Annotated in this window: 22 protein-coding genes and 1 pseudogene; 9 read left to right on the forward strand and 14 right to left on the reverse strand. The window is 37.1% G+C overall.

Annotated elements, in window-relative coordinates; all coding sequences use genetic code 11:
• The 4 genes and pseudogenes from P8M52_RS06375 to nirB all read right to left on the reverse strand — a co-directional run.
• Window positions 1-389, reverse strand: a pseudogene (locus P8M52_RS06375) (molybdopterin oxidoreductase); the annotation flags it as partial.
• A complete protein-coding gene (locus tag P8M52_RS06380) occupies window positions 390-2087 on the reverse strand; it encodes a bifunctional protein-serine/threonine kinase/phosphatase (protein ID WP_300308985.1) in 1698 nt (565 codons plus the stop codon).
• Window positions 2088-2093: 6 nt separating this feature from the next.
• Complete coding sequence (locus tag P8M52_RS06385; RefSeq protein ID WP_300308987.1) at window positions 2094-3563, reverse strand: MFS transporter; 1470 nt, start codon at window positions 3561-3563, stop codon at window positions 2094-2096.
• Window positions 3564-3577: 14 nt separating this feature from the next.
• Window positions 3578-5962 carry a nitrite reductase large subunit NirB gene (gene nirB / locus P8M52_RS06390; RefSeq protein ID WP_300308989.1) on the reverse strand — a complete coding sequence of 795 codons (2385 nt, stop codon included), beginning with the start codon at window positions 5960-5962 and terminating at the stop codon, window positions 3578-3580.
• 285 nt (window positions 5963-6247) lie between these two features.
• Here nirB and P8M52_RS06395 point away from each other — a divergent pair, with 285 nt between their 5' ends.
• Window positions 6248-6697 carry a molybdenum cofactor biosynthesis protein MoaE gene (locus tag P8M52_RS06395; RefSeq protein WP_300308991.1) on the forward strand — a complete coding sequence of 150 codons (450 nt, stop codon included), beginning with the start codon at window positions 6248-6250 and terminating at the stop codon, window positions 6695-6697.
• Here the strand turns inward: P8M52_RS06395 and mobA are convergent.
• Complete coding sequence (mobA, locus tag P8M52_RS06400) at window positions 6694-7269, reverse strand: molybdenum cofactor guanylyltransferase MobA (protein ID WP_300308993.1); 576 nt, start codon at window positions 7267-7269, stop codon at window positions 6694-6696. The two genes, P8M52_RS06395 and mobA, sit on opposite strands and share 4 nt — an antisense overlap.
• Before the next feature lie 97 nt (window positions 7270-7366).
• On the opposite strand from mobA, the gene glp reads away from it, so the two are divergent.
• From glp to mog, 5 genes are read left to right on the forward strand one after another with little or no spacing between them, the layout of a single operon-like run.
• On the forward strand, window positions 7367-8632 hold the full coding sequence (gene glp / locus P8M52_RS06405; RefSeq protein ID WP_300308995.1) for a gephyrin-like molybdotransferase Glp: 1266 nt from the start codon (window positions 7367-7369) through the stop codon (window positions 8630-8632).
• Window positions 8629-9102, forward strand: coding sequence for a cyclic pyranopterin monophosphate synthase MoaC (gene moaC / locus P8M52_RS06410; protein WP_300308997.1), 474 nt, complete (start codon window positions 8629-8631; stop codon window positions 9100-9102). Before glp ends, moaC begins: the two co-directional genes overlap by 4 nt.
• Before the next feature lie 2 nt (window positions 9103-9104).
• Window positions 9105-10100, forward strand: a complete 996-nt coding sequence (moaA, locus tag P8M52_RS06415) for a GTP 3',8-cyclase MoaA (protein WP_300308999.1) — start codon at window positions 9105-9107, stop codon at window positions 10098-10100.
• Window positions 10097-10333, forward strand: coding sequence for a molybdopterin converting factor subunit 1 (gene moaD / locus P8M52_RS06420; protein WP_300309001.1), 237 nt, complete (start codon window positions 10097-10099; stop codon window positions 10331-10333). The genes moaA and moaD overlap by 4 nt, the downstream gene beginning before the upstream one ends.
• Window positions 10334-10341: 8 nt before the next feature.
• Window positions 10342-10869, forward strand: a complete 528-nt coding sequence (mog, locus tag P8M52_RS06425) for a molybdopterin adenylyltransferase (RefSeq protein ID WP_300309003.1) — start codon at window positions 10342-10344, stop codon at window positions 10867-10869.
• A 2-nt stretch (window positions 10870-10871) separates the two neighbouring features.
• On the opposite strand, the gene P8M52_RS06430 is transcribed toward mog, so the two are convergent.
• Window positions 10872-11750 (reverse strand): tetratricopeptide repeat protein, encoded by an 879-nt coding sequence (locus P8M52_RS06430; protein ID WP_300309005.1) that lies wholly within the window; start codon window positions 11748-11750, stop codon window positions 10872-10874.
• 102 nt (window positions 11751-11852) lie between these two features.
• On the opposite strand from P8M52_RS06430, the gene P8M52_RS06435 reads away from it, so the two are divergent.
• Window positions 11853-12728 carry a LysR family transcriptional regulator gene (locus P8M52_RS06435; protein WP_300309007.1) on the forward strand — a complete coding sequence of 292 codons (876 nt, stop codon included), beginning with the start codon at window positions 11853-11855 and terminating at the stop codon, window positions 12726-12728.
• Here the strand turns inward: P8M52_RS06435 and P8M52_RS06440 are convergent.
• From P8M52_RS06440 to P8M52_RS06465, 6 genes are all read right to left on the reverse strand, one after another.
• Window positions 12725-13483 carry a sulfite exporter TauE/SafE family protein gene (locus tag P8M52_RS06440; protein ID WP_300309008.1) on the reverse strand — a complete coding sequence of 253 codons (759 nt, stop codon included), beginning with the start codon at window positions 13481-13483 and terminating at the stop codon, window positions 12725-12727. The two genes, P8M52_RS06435 and P8M52_RS06440, sit on opposite strands and share 4 nt — an antisense overlap.
• A gap of 35 nt (window positions 13484-13518) precedes the next feature.
• Entirely contained in the window at window positions 13519-14370 is an 852-nt protein-coding gene (gene purU, locus P8M52_RS06445) for a formyltetrahydrofolate deformylase (protein ID WP_300309009.1), read from the reverse strand.
• A complete protein-coding gene (argJ, locus tag P8M52_RS06450) occupies window positions 14367-15551 on the reverse strand; it encodes a bifunctional glutamate N-acetyltransferase/amino-acid acetyltransferase ArgJ (protein ID WP_300309010.1) in 1185 nt (394 codons plus the stop codon). Before argJ ends, purU begins: the two co-directional genes overlap by 4 nt.
• Window positions 15552-15598: 47 nt before the next feature.
• On the reverse strand, window positions 15599-17170 hold the full coding sequence (locus P8M52_RS06455; protein WP_300309012.1) for an iron ABC transporter permease: 1572 nt from the start codon (window positions 17168-17170) through the stop codon (window positions 15599-15601).
• Window positions 17171-17284: 114 nt separating this feature from the next.
• Window positions 17285-18304, reverse strand: coding sequence for an extracellular solute-binding protein (locus tag P8M52_RS06460; protein ID WP_300309014.1), 1020 nt, complete (start codon window positions 18302-18304; stop codon window positions 17285-17287).
• Between the two features lie 64 nt (window positions 18305-18368).
• Window positions 18369-19019 carry an ABC transporter ATP-binding protein gene (locus P8M52_RS06465; RefSeq protein ID WP_300309016.1) on the reverse strand — a complete coding sequence of 217 codons (651 nt, stop codon included), beginning with the start codon at window positions 19017-19019 and terminating at the stop codon, window positions 18369-18371.
• A 144-nt stretch (window positions 19020-19163) separates the two neighbouring features.
• On the opposite strand from P8M52_RS06465, the gene P8M52_RS06470 reads away from it, so the two are divergent.
• A complete protein-coding gene (locus tag P8M52_RS06470) occupies window positions 19164-20303 on the forward strand; it encodes a cation diffusion facilitator family transporter (protein WP_300309018.1) in 1140 nt (379 codons plus the stop codon).
• Here the strand turns inward: P8M52_RS06470 and ruvC are convergent.
• Window positions 20300-20770 (reverse strand): crossover junction endodeoxyribonuclease RuvC, encoded by a 471-nt coding sequence (gene ruvC, locus P8M52_RS06475; protein ID WP_300309020.1) that lies wholly within the window; start codon window positions 20768-20770, stop codon window positions 20300-20302. The two genes, P8M52_RS06470 and ruvC, sit on opposite strands and share 4 nt — an antisense overlap.
• 90 nt (window positions 20771-20860) lie before the next feature.
• Between ruvC and trxA the strand changes: the two genes are divergently transcribed.
• Window positions 20861-21229 (forward strand): thioredoxin, encoded by a 369-nt coding sequence (gene trxA, locus P8M52_RS06480; RefSeq protein ID WP_300309022.1) that lies wholly within the window; start codon window positions 20861-20863, stop codon window positions 21227-21229.
• Here the strand turns inward: trxA and P8M52_RS06485 are convergent.
• Window positions 21226-21552, reverse strand: a complete 327-nt coding sequence (locus tag P8M52_RS06485; protein WP_300309024.1) for a Spx/MgsR family RNA polymerase-binding regulatory protein — start codon at window positions 21550-21552, stop codon at window positions 21226-21228. The genes trxA and P8M52_RS06485 overlap by 4 nt on opposite strands.
• Window positions 21553-21560 lie beyond the last annotated feature (8 nt).

Consider the following 21560-nt stretch of genomic DNA (forward strand, 5'->3'; position numbering starts at 1 on the left):
CGCTTATTGGCCTCAACAGTTGAATACATGCATAGTCTAGAATTGCTTTCTATATTGTCAATACCATAAGCTTGAGAAAATTTTTTCGCAACATACAAATCTTCCATAAGCATTTGTCCAGATAAATATAAAGCAATCTGAGTTTTTTCAACTAATTGAAAATTTTTTACAATTTTATCAATAGTTTTATTCCAAGAGCCAATTGAAGGCTCCAACAATCTATCATTGTCTGTACCAACGGTTTCTAGCAAAGTTTGACCTTTGATACACAGCATGCCCTGGTTAACTGGAGAATCTTTATCGCCAATTAATTTCAATAAAGAGCCGCTGCGGCTAATTTCAATCCCGCACCCAACACCGCAATATGGACAAGTCGTTTTAAAGCTCATTTAAACAATTAGTAGTAGTAGTAAAATAAAATTAATGATAAACAATAAGGCGATATACAATCGATACCTATTTAAGTGTGACGATGGCTCTATACTCTTTGCAATCTTTAAAAAATTTGAATTCGGATGTTCCAAATCATACAAAAATTCACTTAAAACCTCATAACGTAAATTTTTATCTAAATGGCAAGCTTTTCGAATAGCGCCATCAATCCAAAGTGGTAAATTTGGATTATACCCAATTGCCGAATCATAAGTTAATTTAGATAATTTCTTGGTGTTTATATTCTTATCTAATTTATCTTGATATGGCAGAACCGAAGTAAACATTTCATAAACAATTGCACCTAAACTAAATTGATCTGAAGCTTGAGAAACTCGCTCTTCTAAAATAACTTCTGGTGCAGTATAGCCCTGTGTACCTTGATTTCCAAGTAATACTATCGGGTTGTTTAATTCTGCAACGCCAGCTATACGTGTCGAACCAAAATCAATTAATTTGATTTGCCCCATTTTATCAATCATAATGTTTTCTGGTTTTAGATCACAATGTAGCATTTCTTGTCGATGAAACGCTCTTAAACCCTTAATGATCTGCTTAACAAAACTAACAACGGTTTTAGGATCGGGCTGCTTGTTTTCATCCATCCATTGTCGTAATGTCTGACCTTCAATATATTCCATCGCATATGCTAAAAATACTGGTTTTTCATTATTAGTATAAATTTTAACCACATGAGGACTTTGCACTCTTTGTCCAGCCCATTGTTCATACATAAAATGCTTAAGATATTGCGGATCATCTTCGAAATTAACTGATGGCGTCTTTAATGCAACTTTTAGACCTGATTCTATATCCTTTGCTAGATACAATTGCATCTTGGAGCTTGAAGAATGTAAAGAGCTAATTTCAAAACCGTTAAGCTTCATTCCTTTAGTTAAATCTGGTGGCACAGGTCGTTGTGTTAGCTCATCAAACTCCTCGTCCATTTTTTTTTCGGGTAATTCTTTAATGTTTACAATTGCAGCTGTAATATTATCTAAACTGCCTGAATTCAATGCCCGATTCACCAGGTCTTTCGAATTTGAATCGTGATTCATAAGGATTTCCAACAGTGCATTATCTAAATAATCATGCACACCATCAGTTGTCATTAGTAGCTTATCACCCACTTTAACATCTAGGGTTTGATAATCAACATTTACCTTTAAGTCAAACCCCATCGCACGTGACAAATAAGCTTTTTCTTTATTGATGTTGATAACGTGATCTTTTGTTAATTGGGTTAGCACACCCGTACGATAACGATATACTCGTGAGTCTCCTACATGAAAAATATGAGCAGTATTAGATTTAACAATTACTGTACTCAAAGTCGATAACATTGAAGAAACTTCGTTGTCACGCATTGATTGGGAAAACAACCAATTGTTTAATGCTGAGATAACTTTGGTCGCTGAATGCTCTACACTCCAAGAGTCAGGAGTTGAATAATAATCGCTTAAGAAACTATTCACACAACAGCTACTCGCCTCTGAGGCTCTTTCACAAGCACTAACACCATCAGAAATTACAGCAGAGACTCCTTTATATTCAATCGCTTGCTGATCAGGAATATGATATGCGCAAGCATCTTGATTTTCAGACTTTACACCAGGAATTGAATGCAAATCAACATTGATTTTAAGCTTCTTCATCTCTAATTAATTTACTTTAATAATCTCAACTGTACCGTCATCCAATATTTCAGTCATTTGACCCTTAGGCTCATCCAAAAACAATACGATTAGCGATAAGACAATTAAAGCCATAATCCCAATTAACATAAAGAAATCATCATATTCTACCAAAGAATTTACCGTTAGAAACATTACTGAACCAGCGGCGCCAAACGCTCCAACCATACCAGCAATTTGTCCTGTCAAACGTCGTTGTATTAATGGAACCATGGCAAAAATTGCACCTGATCCTGCTTGTGAAAAGATTCCACCTAAAATTGTTAGACCAACAACCCACCCAATATGCCAGGTATCTTTATCAATATTTCCCAGCGCTATAAAACTAATCGAAAGTCCAAAAAAAGCAATCACTAAAGAAAGTTTTCTGCCAATTCTGTCACTAATCCAACCGCCGCCTGGTCGTGCTACTAAATTAATAAATGGATATGCGCCTGCTAGTAATGCAGCAGTAACTTTTGGCAGGTCAAACCAGTCAACATAAAACATCGCCAGAATAGAGACCACGGCTAACTCAGTGCCAAAAGTAACAAAATAAGCCCAATCTAGAATGACAACTTGTTTGAAATTGTACCGACTTTGCTTTGGTATTGTATTTTTAACTATCTCTGAATTTACTTGCCAGATTTTAACTAGTTGAGCCATGAATACTAACATTAAGATTGTATAAACTATCCAGGCTGTTTCTAGTGAAATCATGTTGGCCATAGCAGGGGATAATTTCCATGTTAACAATGCCAAGGCTAAATAAAGAGGTATATTCATCAGAATGTACATAACCAAGTCTCTTAAACTAGAAACTTCCATAGCGCCCGACTTTTTCGGTTTAAAGTAAGTTGACCCTTTTGGCGTATTAGTCACATTAAAATAATAGAATACGCCATAGATTATTGCAGCAACACTTGCGATTGTGATGGCAAATCTCCATCCATCTATATCTCCAAAGCTTGCGGCAACAAATGGCAAAGTGAACATTGCACCCGCTGAACCAAAATTACCCCATCCGCCATATATACCTTGCGCCGTACCAGTTTGCTTTGCCGGAAACCATTCGGAAATCATACGAATACCGACAACAAAACCAGCGCCAATAAATCCTGAAAAGAATCTCATTAACGCTAGCTTATCATAATCCTGCATCCAGCTAAAAGATATAGAGATAAGGCCACCTAATATCAAAATCGATGAAAACATGATTTTAGGCCCTAATTTATCAACAAGCATTCCTACTACAACTCTTGCAGGAATTGTTAATGCAACATTTAATATTAAAAGAACTTTTGCCTGTTGATCGCTTAACTCTAAAGCTTCTTGGATAAATGGCATCATTGGTCCTATGCCCAACCAAACCACAAAAGTCATAAAAAATGCAAACCATGTCAGATGAAGAATTTTATATTTACCTCTAAATGATAGTATGTTTAATTTATCTTTCATTGTTACTGCCTAGACTAAGCCGACTTATCACTTCTGTGATCTACTGTCACCCACGGATTTTTAATCGTCTTAGGTAATTGATCTGCCCATTTTTTGATTTTATCCGGTGTGTCTAATTTTGATTGGATGTATTCCAAGCCAACACGCTCTTCAAAATGCATTACGCGCTCAAGGTAATTTGCTTCAACACGATACAACTGCACAAAAGCCTTTAAATACTCAACTACATCGGTTTCTGACTCGAAGAATCGGTCCTTCAAACACGCCTTTGTACGAATACCACAAGCACCTGCCACATGAATTTCATAGCCTTTTTCTGTACAAATAACGCCAAAATCTTTAATGGTTGCTTCGGCACAATTACGAGGACAGCCACTCACACCCATCTTAAATTTATGTGGCATAAAGTGCGACCAAACCGCATCTTCCATCTTCACCGATAAACCCATAGAATCCTGTGTACCCATCATACAATGCTCGGTACCCACACAAGATTTACAAGTTCTCGTCGCCTTTCCGTATGCGTAACCAGATTCCATTCCTGCATCAGCAATCTCTTCCCACATATCGTTCAAATTCTCTTTTGGAATGCCTAATAAATCAATACGTTGTCCACCCGTCACTTTTACCGTCGGCACTTCATACTTAACTGCAATTTCAGCTAATGACTTAAGCTCTGCAGGGGTTGTTAAACCACCCTGCATTTGCGGCACAATTGAATAAGTACCATCACGTTGCTTGTTTGCATGCATCATTTCGTTATGCGGTCGCTCTACATCATTATGCTCATACTCATCATTAAATTGTGAAGATAAATAGTAGTTAATTGCCGCACCACAAGCTTCACAAGAGCCATTAAAACCCATTTCAGAACGAACTTCATCGATGGTTTTTACACAGTCTAACGCCCTGATATATTCACGTACCTCCTCTGTTGAATACTTGCTACAATCGCATAGTGTCTCTTTAGCAACTAATTCTGCACCTGAAACAAAGCTAAATATTTGCTTTGCCACTGATCCACACCCGCCACAACCTGTTGCACAACCTGTCTCTTCTTGCATTGCTTCGAAAGTATCACAGCCGCCTGAAACTGCACTAACAATGTCACCCTTGGTAACGCCCATGCAGCCACAAACCTGTTCATCGTCTGCCATTTTTTCGACGCCTGAAGCTCCTGCACTTGCCTCATCAATACCAATATCACCAAACAGTAAAGTTTTTCGCATATCGGTGATATCTGTTTCATTTTTAATTAAATCAAAATAAAACAACCCATCAGTCGAATCACCGAATAAAACAGCGCCCACTAATTTATTATCTCTAATTGATAGACGTTTCCTAGTGTTAAGAGCATGATCCTTAGAACACATGACCTCATCATCTGGATTGTCAAATTCTCCCGCTGAAAAAACATCAACGCCTGATATTTTTAACTTAGTAGATAAATCTGATCCAGTGTACATATGATGATTTACCTCGCACACTTGCTCTGCGCAAACACGCGCCTGCTCAAATAATGGCGCAACCAAACCATAAGTTGTGCCACGATGCCTAATGCATTCACCCACTGAATAAATAGTAGGATCAGAAGTCATCATCGTGTCAGTCACCACAATTCCTCGATCAGCATGCAAGCCAATTTCATGAGCTAAGGCATCATTTGGAATAATGCCAACAGACATAACCACCATGTCGGCTGCCATAGTACTTCCATCCTCAAATTCAAGCGACTCAACTTTATTACTACCAACAATTTTGGTAGTAATTGCATCCAGTTTGAATTTAATATCCTTTTGCTCTAGCACTTTTTGCAGTAATCCGCCAGATGATGAATCTAGCTGCATATTCATAATTGAACTCATATTGCCAATAACAGTAACATCAAACCCAAGTTCATTTAAGCCGTTTGCTGCTTCAAGGCCTAATAATCCAGTGCCAATCACGGCAACCTTCTTACCTTTGCCAGCTTCTGATTTCATATATTCAACATCATAAATATCTCTGAACGAAACCACACCCTCCAATTCGTTACCCGGCAGTGGCAAAATAAACGGAGTTGAGCCTGTGCACAATACAAGTCGATCATAATTCAATGATCCGACATTACCCTTGTCATCCGTTAAAGTCACATTTTTACCTTTACGATCAACCGTATTTACAATATGACCAGGCTTGAATACAATATTATTCTGTGCAAAATATTTGTGATCATGAGTTTGTATTTCTTCAAAAGTTTTCTCACCTGCTAAAACTGGCGATAGCATAATTCTATTGTAAGGAAGTACAGCCTCCTCTCCTACAACTGTAATGTGATACTTTAATGGATCAATCTTTAAAACCTCGTCCACCACCTTCATTGCACTCATTCCAGATCCAACTATTACCAAATTTTTCATTTTTTCTACCTTTGTTATTCGAGACTAGAGTTATTCTTAGCCAAAAAAAAGCCAGACATTAGGCAAGCAATTCAATGCATGCCCAATGTCTGGCTTCAATACCTTGTATGGCCTATCCATCTTTGAATTGGCCAAAAAAAAATGTTTACTTATTTTTTCTATTTAAGAAAGAACAAGTAAACATCTGTGTCTGTTGTTAACCATCGTTGGATAACTATAAATTTATTATATACTAGATAAAGTATGCAATATCAATTTATCCTAATATTTTGGTAAAATTTAAATATGGATAAAATTGTCATTCAAGAACAGGATTTTGACTTAACCACTGAGGTTGGTTTAGCTCGTAACAATATTAACAATATTGGTGCCGTGGTCAGTTTTGTAGGGACGGTTCGTGACTTAGACGAAGAGTCTATCACTAAAATGACACTTGAGTACTATCCAGAAATGACTGAAAAAACCCTGATCTCAATTGCTAATCAAGCTCACGATCGTTGGAAGTTAGGAAATATAACCATCATTCATCGTGTTGGTGAACTTAAAGTTAATGATCAAATTGTATTAGTGATTACCACTAGTAAGCATAGAAAATCAGCCTTCGAATCCTGTGAATTTATCATGGATTATCTTAAAACTCAAGCGCCTTTTTGGAAAAAAGAACATACTCAAAATTCTAGTCAATGGGTTCAGTCTAAAACAATAGACAAAGATCAAAGTAGCAGTTGGGATTAAACTCTCTTGAAATCTTGAGGACTATTTAAATTAACAAATGCCTGTGGTTGATCCGAGCAGTCCACTCTTTGAAAGTTATTCTGTTCAATCCATAGTCCCAATTTTCGCTCACCAGAATCCAAAAATTCCAATAAATCGTACTTTAGATTGGTTTTTATTAGCATGAAAGTTGGGTGTATGCGTGTGCCATCATCAGCCACGCAGATGTCTGCATCCTTATCTGACATACACTGAATTAATCTATCGATAACTACTTCATTAATTAATGGACTATCACACGGCAGTACTAGCAAGTACGGTGTACTTGCCACTGATATTGCTTTAGAAATACCTGCTAATGGCCCTTGAAAATCAATCAAATCATCTTTAATAACCTCGCCATATTGTTTGTATTTTTCAATATTACGGTTGGCGCTAATCAATAATCGACCTGCCTTGACATTAACAATATTGACCGCATACTCAATTAATGGTTTATCGTTTAACAAGATCAAGCCCTTGTCGTTACCTTGCATTCGGCTCGATCGACCTCCTGAAAGAATAACGGTAGTAATGTTGTTTTTAACAATCATAAGTCTTGAATGCTTATCATTTATTGTTGACAGTCATATATGTTTATATTAGTGTTCTATGATACAATTAAATCAGTTAGTGTAAATTACAATTATCATGAACAAACAGAAAATTGATTGCGGTTGCGATCAAGTACAACAGCCTTTATTAGCAATGGATAAAGCATTAAATATTTTACTAGATGCTGCAACAATCAATACTAACACGCATTGTACTTCACTTGACGATTCTCTATATCAGGTACTAGCAGAGGATATTTGTTCAACGATCAATGTTCCCGATTTTGACAACTCTGCCATGGATGGTTATGCCATTAATCTTAAAAAAGATCAAATCAATACACCAGGCATATTAGAGTTTCAAGTTACTGACCGAATTCCTGCAGGCAATATCGGCAATGAATTAAAGCCAGGTCATGCAGCTAGAATTTTTACAGGCGCTCCTGTACCTAAGGGCGCTAACACTGTTGTCATGCAAGAAGAATGCGAACCCTCTAAAGAGGGCAATAGTATCGAAACCTGGCGTCCATTATCACTAAATGAAAATATTCGACCATTGGGCAATGATATTCAAATAGGCGATGTAATTTTACCTGCTGGGTTACAACTCAAGCCACAAGACATTGGTCTGGCAGCTTCAGTTGGTGTGGCCAAACTAAAAGTTATTAAAAAGTTAAGGGTTGGTGTTTTTTTTACTGGAAACGAATTGGTTGAGCCTGGCAATATATTAAAGAATGGACAAATTTTTAATTCTAATAGATACGCACTTGTCCCTCTACTTAAACAACTAAATTGTGAAGTGATAAATCTTGGAAATATTCAAGATGATTTAAACTCAACTTGCAAAGCCTTGGAAACTCTAGCAATTGATTGCAACTTAATTATGACTACTGGCGGTGTATCAGTTGGCGAAGAAGATCATGTTAAATCTGCACTAGAAAAGTTGGGTAAACTCTCTCTATGGCGTATTAAAATGAAGCCGGGAAAGCCTCTAGCTTTTGGCCATATTGGTAAGGCAGCTTTTATTGGATTACCTGGAAATCCGGTATCAGCCATAGTGACATTCTGTCTATTTGCACGACCTTATATCAAAAAAATGCAAGGCATTAGCAATTATAAAAATCAACCCGTTCAGGTGCAATGTAATTTTGATTGGCGTAGACCAAGACCACGCCGGGAGTTCGTCAGAGTAAAATTAGACCATTCAACAATTCCTGCTTCAGCCAACCTTTATCCAAAACAAGGTTCAGATGTTTTAAGTTCTATAGTTTGGGCTGATGGCTTAATAGAAATACCAGAAAACAGCACCTTCTCTCAGGGAGAGGTGCTAAATTATTATTCATTAACTGAGCTGACTCAATGAGCAAACTAACCCATATTAACGATAAAGGTGATGCACAAATGGTTGATGTATCTGACAAGGCTGTCACTACTCGAATTGCTGTAGCTAAGTCAGTCGTACTCATGCAACCATCAACCTTGGAACTGATTACTTCTGGTCAGCATAAAAAAGGGGATGTGTTAGCTGTGGCCCGTATTGCAGGCATTCAAGCAGCCAAAAAATGCGCTGATCTTATCCCACTATGCCACCCCTTGATGTTAACCAAGGTCAGTGTGGAGTTGACCGCTAACACTCAAGATTCAAGCATTGAAATTATTGCCACTACGAAACTAGATGGAAAAACTGGTGTAGAAATGGAGGCACTTACTGCTGCAAGTGTGGCCGCCCTTACAGTTTATGATATGTGCAAAGCGGTAGATCGCGGCATGATAATTAATCAAACTCAATTGCTCGAAAAATCTGGCGGCAAATCGGGTGATTGGAGCGTCTAAACATGGATCAATTAATCGATCCTTTTAATCGAAAAATTACCTATCTTAGGGTGTCGGTTACGGATCATTGCAACTATCGCTGTCACTACTGTCGAGGCGAAGATCATCTAACAAACACTGCAAGAGATGATTTGTTATCCTATGAAGAACTTGCTAGAATTGTGCGGCTATTTTCTGAACTGGGTATTACCAAAGTTAGATTAACAGGTGGCGAGCCACTTTTACGCAAAGATATTCTCAAACTTGCAATCATGCTTGGTGAAATTCCTGGTATTGACGATATCCCGCTTTCAACTAATGCCCATTTATTATCTCCAATGGCCGAACAATTACAAAAAGCTGGTATTAATCGAGTTAACATTTCTATTGACTCACTAAGCCAAGATCGATTTAAGCAAATTACTCGTGGTGGCGATTTAGATAAAGTGATTCAAGGTATTGATGCAGCTATTGAATCAGGCATGCACCCTATTAAACTAAATATGGTGGTGATGCGTGGTGTGAATGATGATGAGATTGAAGCTATGATCAACTTTGCCATTGAGCGTAAGATAGATATTCGCTTCATTGAAACTATGCCAATTGGCACGGCAGGTATTGACGCAGTCGATCATCACTATAGTGAGGCTGATATTTTAAAAAGAATACATACGCACTTGCCAAATCGCTTGGTTACCACTAAATCTAAACAAACTTCGGGACCTGCAAAATCTTACTTAATTAGCGATACGAACACCTCAGTTGGCACAATATCTGCCGTTTCAAATAATTTTTGCAGTAGTTGCAACCGAGTCAGACTAACCGCAAAAGGACGATTAATACTTTGCTTAGGTCAAAAAAATTCCATCTCATTACGCGATTTATTAAGATTAGGTAAGAGTGATAAAGAAATAAAAAATATGATTGTTGATGCTATTAACAGAAAACCTGAAAAACATGAATTCGATACTGATATTGATAATATTGATGGCGCGCAAATGGTGGAGATCGGCGGATGAAAATATTGTATTTTGCTTCACTTAGAGAAGTGCTTGGCATTAATAGCGAGGAAATCATAGTGTCTGAGAAAATGACGGTAAACTCCCTTAGAAAATTATTAATCAATAAATATGGAGACAATCAATTTCCTAACAATATTCTTTGTGCAGTGAATCATGAAATTGCCAATGACGCTACACAACTAAATGATAATGACGAGGTGGCGTTCTATCCACCTGTTACTGGAGGCTAGAAAAATTTATGAACAATACAAAAATTAAGGTTGGCTTTATCACTATCTCTGATCGTGCAGCTCGTGGAGAGTATGAAGATATTGGTGGACCTGCCATGCAAAAATGGATTAACAACGCCCTACTTTCACCTTACGAAATCGATAGTATTATCATTGAAGATGAACAAAGTCTGATTGAACAAACCATGAAAGATTTTGCTGATAATAAAAATTGTAATTTAATTCTAACCACTGGTGGCACAGGGCCAACAACTCGTGATGTCACGCCAGAAGCAACACATGCAGTATGTGAACGTATATTTGATGGATTTGCAGAACAAATGCGTAGCGTCTCATTGCGCACTGTCCCGACAGCGATTTTGTCTCGGCAAACAGCAGGTACAAGAGGTCACAGTCTAATTATCAATTTACCTGGAAAGCCTGACGCCATTGATGTATGCTTAAGTGCTGTATTTTTAGCAGTTCCAAAATGTTTAGAACTGCTAGATAACTCCAATATTCAAATTGATTTAGATTTTGTTGAGCAAGAATTCTGACTCTAGCCACTAACTAAATTAGCCAAACGACGACGGTAGGTATTGCTTTCCTCTGGATTACTGTTGGCCAGCATATTACAAATCATGCCAATCATTTCCCGTGCCGCGCCATCTTTGAAGCTTGCATCTTTTTCTTGAATGAAAAACAACATTTCCATACCTTGTTCAATATCATATTCAGAAAACAAACAAACTGCCAAATCAAAACGAGCTTGATAATCATCGGGTGCCTGCTTGATTTGAGCTTGGAGCGATTCTCTTCCAGTAGTTTTTTTTGCCAACCGTAAAAAATTTAACTGCGCAAATATTGACAAACCCATATCCAGCTTTTGAGCAGATTCAGGTAACTTATCAAACAAACTTTGAGCTTGATCAATTTCTTTCATATCTATAAAGATTTGAATCATATCCAATACAACACGAGCATTGCTAGGATCTGATGAAATTGCTTTAGTTAAGAGCATAATAGCTGATTGGGTGTCACCAGACATGTGCATTTCCCGAGCTTGCTCCCTTAATTCATCTGATTTTCTATAAACACCATAATGCTTAAGCAATACGCGTAACTCTTCAGATCTTAACTCGCCCTCTTCTCGTTGAACTTCAATACCATCTTTAAATACGAGTACTGTTGGGATGTTAACAATTGAAAACTTCTCCTTTAACTCTGGCTGCTCTTCAATGTCAATTTTTGCAAAAATAAAATCGCCTGGAAATTCTTTAGCTAAATCGGATAATGCGTATTCTGTCTTGATACAAGGCTCAGACCATACACCCATAAACTCTACTACAACAGGCAAATGTGTTGAATTGTGAATAATCAAATCTTCAAAATTATTTTGACTGACCTCAAAAATTAACGGCTTATCTTTTGTGCTCAAAACATCTTCCTTTTAATAGTTTAATAGTAATATATTGAAATCATACAATACTCATTAAATAATGTGCAATAATATTTATTTACTAAATAATAAAAAAACTTTATGATTAATTACACCTTGAAACAACTTTACAGTTTCGAAGCTGTGGTGCGTCTGAAGAGCTTTACAAAAGCAAGCAAGGAGCTGTTTATAACCCAGCCTGCTGTGTATATGCAAATTCAGCAATTAACTGAAAACATAGGATCTGATCTTCTTAAAACCCATGGAAAAACAGTAACACCGACATATATAGGAAAATTGTTGTACAAAACCTGTTTAGAGGTAATCTCATTACTTGAGCAATCAAGGGTCGATATTAATCAAACCCTTGATCCCGATGCTGGACATCTTCAAATTGCGGTAGCAACCACTACTAACTCTTTTGTCTCAAGAGCATTAGCGCAATTCAAATCAAAATATCCAAAAATGACATTTCATCTAGAGGTAACCAACCGAGAATTGTTACTGGAAAAATTAAGCAATAATGATACTGATTTAGTAATCATGGGGGAGCCACCGAATGATATGAATCTAGACATACAGCCTTTTATGGAAAATCCTCTTATTGTTATTGCACATCCTGAAAACCCGCTACTTCATCAAAACAACACGATTGAAGACTTAGAAAATGAAACACTAATTACTCGTGAACAAGGGTCTGGAACTCGACACACTATTGAAAGAGTAACAGGCATGGTCTTTGATTCAGAAATTCAGATTAATTCCAACGAAGCAATTATTGAGGCAGTGCAGGCTGGCCTTGGGATTGGTTTTGTATCAAAACATACGGTAGAGCTTGAACTTAATTATGGAATTATTAAACAATTAAAGATGGAGAAATTTCCGATAACTAGACATTGGCATGTAGTTCATAACAAAAAGAGTAAACTTTCTCCTATTGCGCAACGTTTCAAGAAGTTCATCATTGAACATTGTTAGATAAAAATTTTTTTTATTAGGAAAACAATTGCCACAATAATAACAACACCAAGTGTCTTTTCCATGGTTTTATGACTAAATTTAAAAGATCCCATATAAGAGCCTAAAAAACCACCAACAATAACTGATAAGATTAATGGAACATATTCGAATAAATCTATTGAATTATATTGCAAACGAGAGATTAGGCCAGAAAAAGACACCATCCATACAAAAATAACACCGGCTGCTGCTGCTTCTTTTTGGGTGCCAAGATTAAGCAAAATAATCAATGGTACTAAATAAACACCGCCACCAATGCCAACAATACCTGCGACCAAACCTAAAATTGACCCTGCTACAAGAGAAATAACAACTTTTTGCTGCTGGTTTAAATTTAATCTAAATCCAGTATCCTCCCAAAAATAAATTCTTAACGCAACTAATACCAATGAAGCTAACAAGATCCATAGAAAAATCTCTTTGGGAATATAGAATGAACCACCTAAATAAGCAAAAGGTATGGCGGTAATCAAAAAAGGCAAAATAATATCAATTCTGCCATGCTTATTGCGCAAATAATTATAACTACCCAAAGTTGTTACAAATAAATTAAGCGATAATGAAACCATAGGAATGACCATGGTAGACATTCCCACAACAACCATGATTGCAGTATAAGATGAGCCACCACCCAAGCCAACAGAAGAGTAAACAAATGCTACTATAAAGAACAATAGTGGCAATATAGTATCAATATAAGGAGTGAGATCCATCTTAAATTACACTAATTCTTTATGCTTAAAATGGCTCAAGAAAAGACAATTGTTTTATTGTTACACACCAAAACTCGATCCTCTAAATGATATTGCAATCCTTTAGACAAAGTAATTTTTTCTACATCCTGACCCATTTTTTTCATATCATCAGCACTATCAGCATGATCAACACGTACAACATCCTGCTCAATAATCGGACCTTCATCAAGATCAGCTGTCACATAATGACAGGTTGCACCAATGAGTTTAACGCCGCGTTCAGCTGCACGCTTGTAAGGATTAGCGCCCACAAATGAAGGTAAGAATGAATGATGAATATTAATGATTTTTCCTTCAAATTTTTTGCACAAGTCTTGTGGAATAATTTGCATGTAGCGCGCCAATACCACCACATCTGGATTAAATTCAACCACCGCTTGTGTCATAGTCGCAATATCTTCTACTTTAGTATCTGCCTCAATACTCACTTGCTTAAAAGGCACATCATACCAACTAGCGATCTTTGACAATCGTTGATGGTTAGACAACACGCCAACGATTTCACCTTCGAGTTCGTTTTCATGTCCGCGATGTAATAAGTCAGCGACACAGTGCGAGCTTTTAGAGCCCATAATCAGAACTCGTTTTAATTTAGAGGCGTCACTCAAACGCCAAGCCATATTATAAGTATTGGCAATGGTTTCAAAATCAGCTTGAAAATCCTCAATCGAACATGACAAAGAGCTTGACTCAATTTCAATGCGCATAAAGAAACGTTTATTCAAATCATCAAGATGATGGTGCGCTTCTTTAATATTACCATCGTGTTCAAAAATAAAGTGGCTTACTTGAGCAACCAAGCCATGTGCATCAGGACAAGAAATTAACAATCGGTAAACACTCACGTGCGATACTCCGCATTAATCTTAACATAATCATAAGAGAAGTCTGTGGTCCACACGCTTTCTTGCGTATCACCTGTACCAATCCCAATAGTAATCACAATTGTATCTTTTGCCATCTCGACGCTGCCTGCAGCTTCCGTATAGCTTTGATCTGGCTCACCTGATTGAACAACACTCACTTCGTTCAGATAAATATTAATGTCTTCAATATTTAGATTGTCAATATTCGCACGACCAACCGCTGCCAAAATACGCCCCCAATTAGCGTCCGAAGCAAATAGCGCAGTCTTCACCAATGGTGAGTGTGCCACCGTATAAGCAACCTCTAAACAATCTTGATTAATAACACCACCCTTCACGCAAACTTCAACAAACTTAGTGGCACCCTCACCGTCTTTAATAATCTGGTGTGCCAATGATTGAGTTACCTCGTCAAGTGCTTGCTGAAACTCATCAACACAATCGTGTATATCAACACCACTTGCGCCTGTTGCACTGAGTGTGCAAGCATCATTGGTTGAAGTGTCACCATCAACTGTAATACGATTAAACGATTGATTAACCGAAGTTGTTAAGCATTGTTGTAATTTAGCTTGTGTGGATTTAACATCGGTAAAAACAAAGCTAAGCATGGTTGCCATATCTGGGCGAATCATGCCTGAACCTTTAGCAATTCCGCTAATATTAATAGTTTTTCCGTTAACTTCAAAACTCTTAGAGCAGATCTTTTCCACTAAATCTGTGGTCAGAATACCTTTAGATACTTGTGCTAGATTAGCACTTGATAATTGAGCCGTTACCTGAGGAATGCCTGCTTTAAATTTTGACAAATCCAACTGTTGCCCAATCACACCTGTTGAAAACGGCAATACCTGTTCAAAGTTAATACCGAGTTCACTGGCTAATAACTCGCATGTTTTAACGGTATTTTCCATGCCTTGTGAGCCAGTTCCGGCATTTGCATTTCCACTATTAATCAACAATGCTAGTGGTGATTTTTGTAAATGATTCTTTGCAACTAGAACTGGTGCGGCACAAAAAACATTCTGTGTAAAAACACCTGCTGTAGTAGTTCCGGGTGTTAATAAAACAACAGATAGGTCTAATGCGTTATTACTTTTAATATCGGCATTAATTGCTGCAGATTTAACCCCTTTAATATCTAGTAAAGTATCATCCATAATTTTAGTGGTTTCTTAATTATTAAAGATATTTTACTGACTTAAGACTATCTGGTTGATTTTTTATCCAAGTACTGAAAAACAACCATTAGCAGTGACCCAAACAACACCATGATTAATGCTGGAACAGCAGCACGCTCAAACAAACCTTCGGCACTTAATTCGTAAGTTTGAATGGCTAATGTATCCCAGCCAAAAGGTCTTAATAGATATGTTGCTGGTAACTCCTTCATAACATCTACTGCCACTAAAAGCCCACCCGCTAAAATACCTGGTGCCATCATGGGTAAATAAACCTTAGAAATTAGGCGTATTCTTGAAGCGCCCAATAAGCGTGCAGTTTGAGTAAATACCGGTTTGATCTGTTGAGCGCTAGCTTCGATGGAACTGTACGCAATCGCCATAAAGCGTGATACGTAAGCAAACAATAGAAGGGTAATCGAACCATAGATAATATGATTAACACTCTCACCGCCAAAATAAATATTAATGATTGAAATTTGATTAATACCATAAAGCAGCCCAACAGCCATCACTGAACCGGGCAAAGCATAACCTAAGGTTGCTAAACGAGTGACACTTTTTAGCCAGATACTATCCTTTTTACATCTACTAGGCAGCGCCAATATGGTTGCCAAAATAACGGTAATAAGCGCTGCTAAAATAGTCAAGGTTACAGTTGAGTTTATTAAATCAATATATTTAACACTCCATTCTTCAGCTATAGACTCCCAGCCCCACAATATCAACTGCAACATTGGCATCGCAAAAGAAAGCATAAACACAGAAAATACAAATAAGCTGATGAACCATGCTGTTACACCTTTTGCATGGTATGGCTTCTTATTAGTAACATCAGCTGAATAATATTTAGCTTGTCCACGTGCCTTTTTTTCAAAATAAATTAAGAAAAATGCTACCAAAACCAAAAGTGAAGCCAATTGAGAAGCTACTTCAATAGACCTAAAATCTCCCCAAGCTGAATAAATAGCAGTTGTAAAAGTGTCATAGTTAAATAAACTTACCACACCAAAATCGGCCAATGTTTCCATTAATGTTACCAGTAGTCCAGCTGCCACCGCCGGACGGGCTAATGGCAATGACACTTGAAAAAAAGTGCGTAATGGACCTGCTCCTAATAGTCTACTCACTTCTATCATATTAAGCTTTTGACGCTTAAACGAAGCCCTTGCCATCATATAAACATAAGGATAAAAAACCAAGACAAAAGTCAAAATAATAGCCCATGATCCAGAGCGAACATCAAATCCAGGCAGACCTAACACCTCACGCATCCATACTTGTGCATAACCTGCATAATCAAACACACCTAAATACACAAAGGCCAGCACATAAGCAGGAATAGCAAACGGCAAAAACAACGCCCATTCAAGCCACTTTCTACCTGGAAATTCAACCATGACTACCAAATATGCTAAGACAGTGCCCAATAAAGTGACACCAATACCCACGCCTAATAACAATATCAGGGTGGATTGGACCAATTCCGATAAAAGATTCTCAGAAAAATGTACCCATAATTCATGTTCGGGCAACAACCATGAAAAAGCTACTACAAAGATTGGCATTGCCACTAGTAAAGCGACAACAGTGGTCAAAGTTTTTGATTTTATGCAGTTTTTTTCCAAATTATTAATCGTATACCTTTTTAATATTGTTTATAAAAAACCCAAGGTTTTGACCTTGGGTTGTTTATATTGATATGCTCAAGCTTATTTGTAACCTTTGATTTGCATCATTCTAACTGCTTTTGCTTGCAAAATTCCTGCTTGAGATAAATTCATATCATCTTGTTTAAACTCACCCCATGCAGACACGATATCATCTGATGCTACATTCGAATTCGCCGGATACTCTTTGTTAAGAGAGCCATAAATTGATTGAGCCTTAGATGATGACAACCACTCTAGCAACTTAGTCGCTCCTGCTACATTAGATGCATACTTAGTTACACCAGCGCCTGATACATTAACATGAACACCAGTAGTATCTTGATTTGCCCAGAATAACTTAAGGGGTGCTGCAGGATCTTTTTCAATTAAACGACCATAATAATAGGTATTAACCAAACCAACATCGCACTGACCTGCAAGTATGGCGTTCATCACATGAGAATCTTTAGCATTTGGCGTTGCTGCTAAATTCCCTACCCAGCCGGAAATAATATTACCAGCCTCTTTTTCACCATGGTTATAAATCATGGATGCTACCAATGATTTTGTATAGATCTTTTTACTAGTCCTAAGGCATAAACGATCCTTCCATTCTGGTGATGCTAAATTAGCATAAGTTGACAGTTTAGAAGCGTTAACACGATCAGTAGAATAAACAATAGTACGTGCACGAATTGATAATCCAGTCCATAAACCCTTAGGGTCTCTCAAATGTTTTGGAATATTATTTTGTATTTTTTCTGTCTTAATAGGCTGAAACAAATCTTCTGATCCTGCATACCAAAGATTTCCCGCATCTACTGTCATAAACATATCAGCAGGTGTATGCTCACCCTCTAGCTTCAATCGCTCAATCAGCGCCGCACCTTTACCAGTTAGATACTCAACTTGTATACCCGTCTCTTCAGTGAACGACTTAAATAATGGCTTAATAAGATGCTCTTTTCTTGCGCTATATACAGTGACCGTGTCATTTGCTGCAGCTTGTACAGCTGTAATGCTAGACATCATAATTATTGCAACCATGACTGCTGATGATATTAATACTTTTATATTCATTGTTTTTATATTCCTTATTAAAGTTTAAATGATAATGATTATCAATAACTAATAATACCTATTATCATTCAATTGTCAATGATTTATTATTAATATGGCCAATAATATCAGCAAATTTGGTCGCTTCCTGATCATCGTGTGTCACCAAAATAGAGGTAACTCGCGCTTTCTTAAGAATATCACGAACTTGGGCAACCAACTGCTCTCGATGAGATTTATCTAAACTCGAAAAAGGTTCGTCAAGTAACAATAACTTAGGAGAAGGCGCTAAAGCTCTAGCTAAGGCAACACGCTGTTGCTCACCACCAGAAAGTTGATGAGGGTATTTTTTTTCAATGCCGGGCAAATCAATCAATAAAAGCAATTCTTTTACTCGTGATTGCCTAATCTTTTTAGATTGATGGCTGATACCAAAACATATGTTTTTTTCAACAGACATATGCGGAAAAAGCGCATAATCTTGAAACACCATGCCCACTTCTCTTGATTCAGGGGAAATTAGATGTTCACCATTATGTGATAAGCGTTTTCCATCTAACTTAACATTACCCTTACTAGTCGTATTAAGTCCAGCTATAAATTTTAATGCTGAACTTTTTCCACTACCACTATCGCCCAATAAGGCAAAAATATCGCCCTGATTAAGACTTATATTAAAATTACTTAAAACCTTTTTATTGTTATAGGTGATTGTTAAATCTTCAACAGTTAACATTTAATAATGAAAATACTAATAAGAATGATTCTCAATATTATATAAGAAAATCATAATTAGAATTAATAAATATAAAATAAGGTAAATACACAGTTACTAGCAGATAACTTAAAATATAGAAAAAACTTATAAGCACAGGGTGTTATGAATACAGAAGATCGGACTCAAGCCAGTCAACGAGTGACTATTATTGGTGCTATTGTTGACTTTACTCTAGCCATATTAAAGGTTATTATTGGTGTTATTGGTAACTCTGGTGCCTTAATTGCTGATGGAATTCATTCTTTTTCAGATCTTTTATCAGATGGCGTAGTTTGGTATGCAGCTGTTCACTCTTCAGAGGAAGCAGATGAAGAGCACCCTTATGGACATGAACGATTTGAGACTGTTGCAACCCTAGGATTAGCGATTATTTTAGCTATTGTTGGTACAGGAATTGTATTTGACGGCTTTAACCGACTATCTAACCCAAGTTCTTTAACACATAGCACGCTTTTATTAAGTGTAGCCGCACTATCTATTCTTTCAAAAGAGGCACTGTATTGGTACACACTCAAGGTTGCTAAAACTTACAAATCAGATATGTTAAAAGCTAATGCGTGGCATCATCGTAGCGACGCACTGTCCTCAATAGTTGTGCTTGTTGGAATCTTAGGTAGTTTAAGTGGTTATTTATACCTAGATAGCATAGCAGCCATGATTGTAGGTCTCATGGTTATTTATATTGCTTGGGAACTTGGAACAGGTGCCACTAAAGAATTGGTAGACACTTCAATTGATGCTCACCAGGTGCAACAACTAAGAGATTCGATTGGTCGAATTAGTGGGGTAAATAATGTACATTCATTACGTACTAGAAAAATTGGACACTTGATTGCCGCAGATGTGCATGTACAAGTTGACCCCTTCTTAAGTGTTAGTGAAGGACATATTATTAGCGTTAGTGTTGAGCGAGTTGCTAAAGAGTGTTTAGAAAATTTACATGATGTAACCGTACATATTGACCCTGAAGATGACGAAACCGCAGCACCATGTGAACATCTACCAGAGCGTGCACAAGCGCTGGGAATTTTAACAAAGGCCTTATACAGCAATCAATGTGATGGAGAAATTGATAGAATCCAACTTCATTATTTAGACGGTAAGATTCATGTCGATTTCTTTTTGCCGTTATCCTGTCTAACAACAAAAAAGAGTAGTGATGAAATCTTGAAAAAACTTCATAACACCGTTAAAGATCTTAAAAGTTTTGGAAAAATTAGGGTCTACTTTGGCAAAGACTAAAGGCAGTGATACGCGTGACAAATAGCACCTGCTAACGCATCTGCCGCATCCTCTTGTGGTGCTTTATTAAGTTTTAATGACTCACACACCATATAAGACACCTGATCTTTAGCTGCATGTCCCTTGCCAACTACAGCTTTTTTAATTTGGTTTGGACTATATTCCACCATAGTAATACCGTTCATCCCTGCTGCAGAAATAATGGCGCCACGAGCATGACCAAGTTTAATTGCAGCATCTGGATTAGGCCGATCAGGACGCATAAATGCACGCTCTATCACCACAATATTTGGCTGATGTTTCTTAATGATTTGATCAACCTCTAAAAAAATAGTCGTTATACGGTCAGTTAACTCGCCCTTAGTACGAATACAGCCACTTGCAATATAATTAAATTTAAGCTTATCTGCTTCGATTAAGCCGAACCCAGTCACTCTTGAGCCTGGATCTACCCCTAAAATCTTCATTGAAATATTTTAGCACTTGCTAGCTTTTTCTTATATATATAAGGGTTGTATGATATACTTAAGTTTTTTAATAATTAATAAGGACTAACCATGGCAGTTTTAGAATTAAACAAAGACAATTTTGATGCGACAATCAAGGATAACGATATTGTTATTCTAGATTTTTGGGCACCATGGTGTGGCCCTTGTAAATCTTTTGCACCAACATATGAAGCAATGAGTGAGAAAATTGAAGGTGTAACTTTTGCAAAAATCAATACAGAAGATGAGCAAGACTTAGCTGGTCACTTTCAAATCCGCTCAATTCCAACTTTGATGATTTTTAGAGAGCAAATTGCTATTTTTCAACAACCTGGCGCCATGGCTGAGGCAGACTTAGAAACAGTGCTCAACAAAGCTAAAGAGCTTGATATGTCAGTAGTTCGTAAAGAAATAGAAGAGCAACAAGCTAAAAGTTAAATCAAGTCTAAATAACTTTTTTCACTAAACCCAACCCTTATATCGCTATCTGTTACTAAAACAGGTCGCTTAATAAGCGTTGGGTTTTTTAACGTCAATTCAAACGTAATATTAGACTTTTGACTATCGGTTAGGTTTCTATAAGTGGCTGATCGTTTATTAATAACTTTATCCCATCCAAGCTCATCTAGAAATCCTTGAAGCGTTGCCTTGTCAATTGGCTGTTCGCGAAAATCTATAAATTCAAATTTAATCTTGTGCAACTCTAAAAACTTTCTTGCTTTTTTAACGGTGTCACAATTTTTAATGCCATACAGTTTCATTAAACACT

The sequence above is a fragment of the Candidatus Thioglobus sp. genome, assembly GCF_029243085.1.
Taxonomy (GTDB): domain Bacteria; phylum Pseudomonadota; class Gammaproteobacteria; order PS1; family Pseudothioglobaceae; genus Thioglobus_A.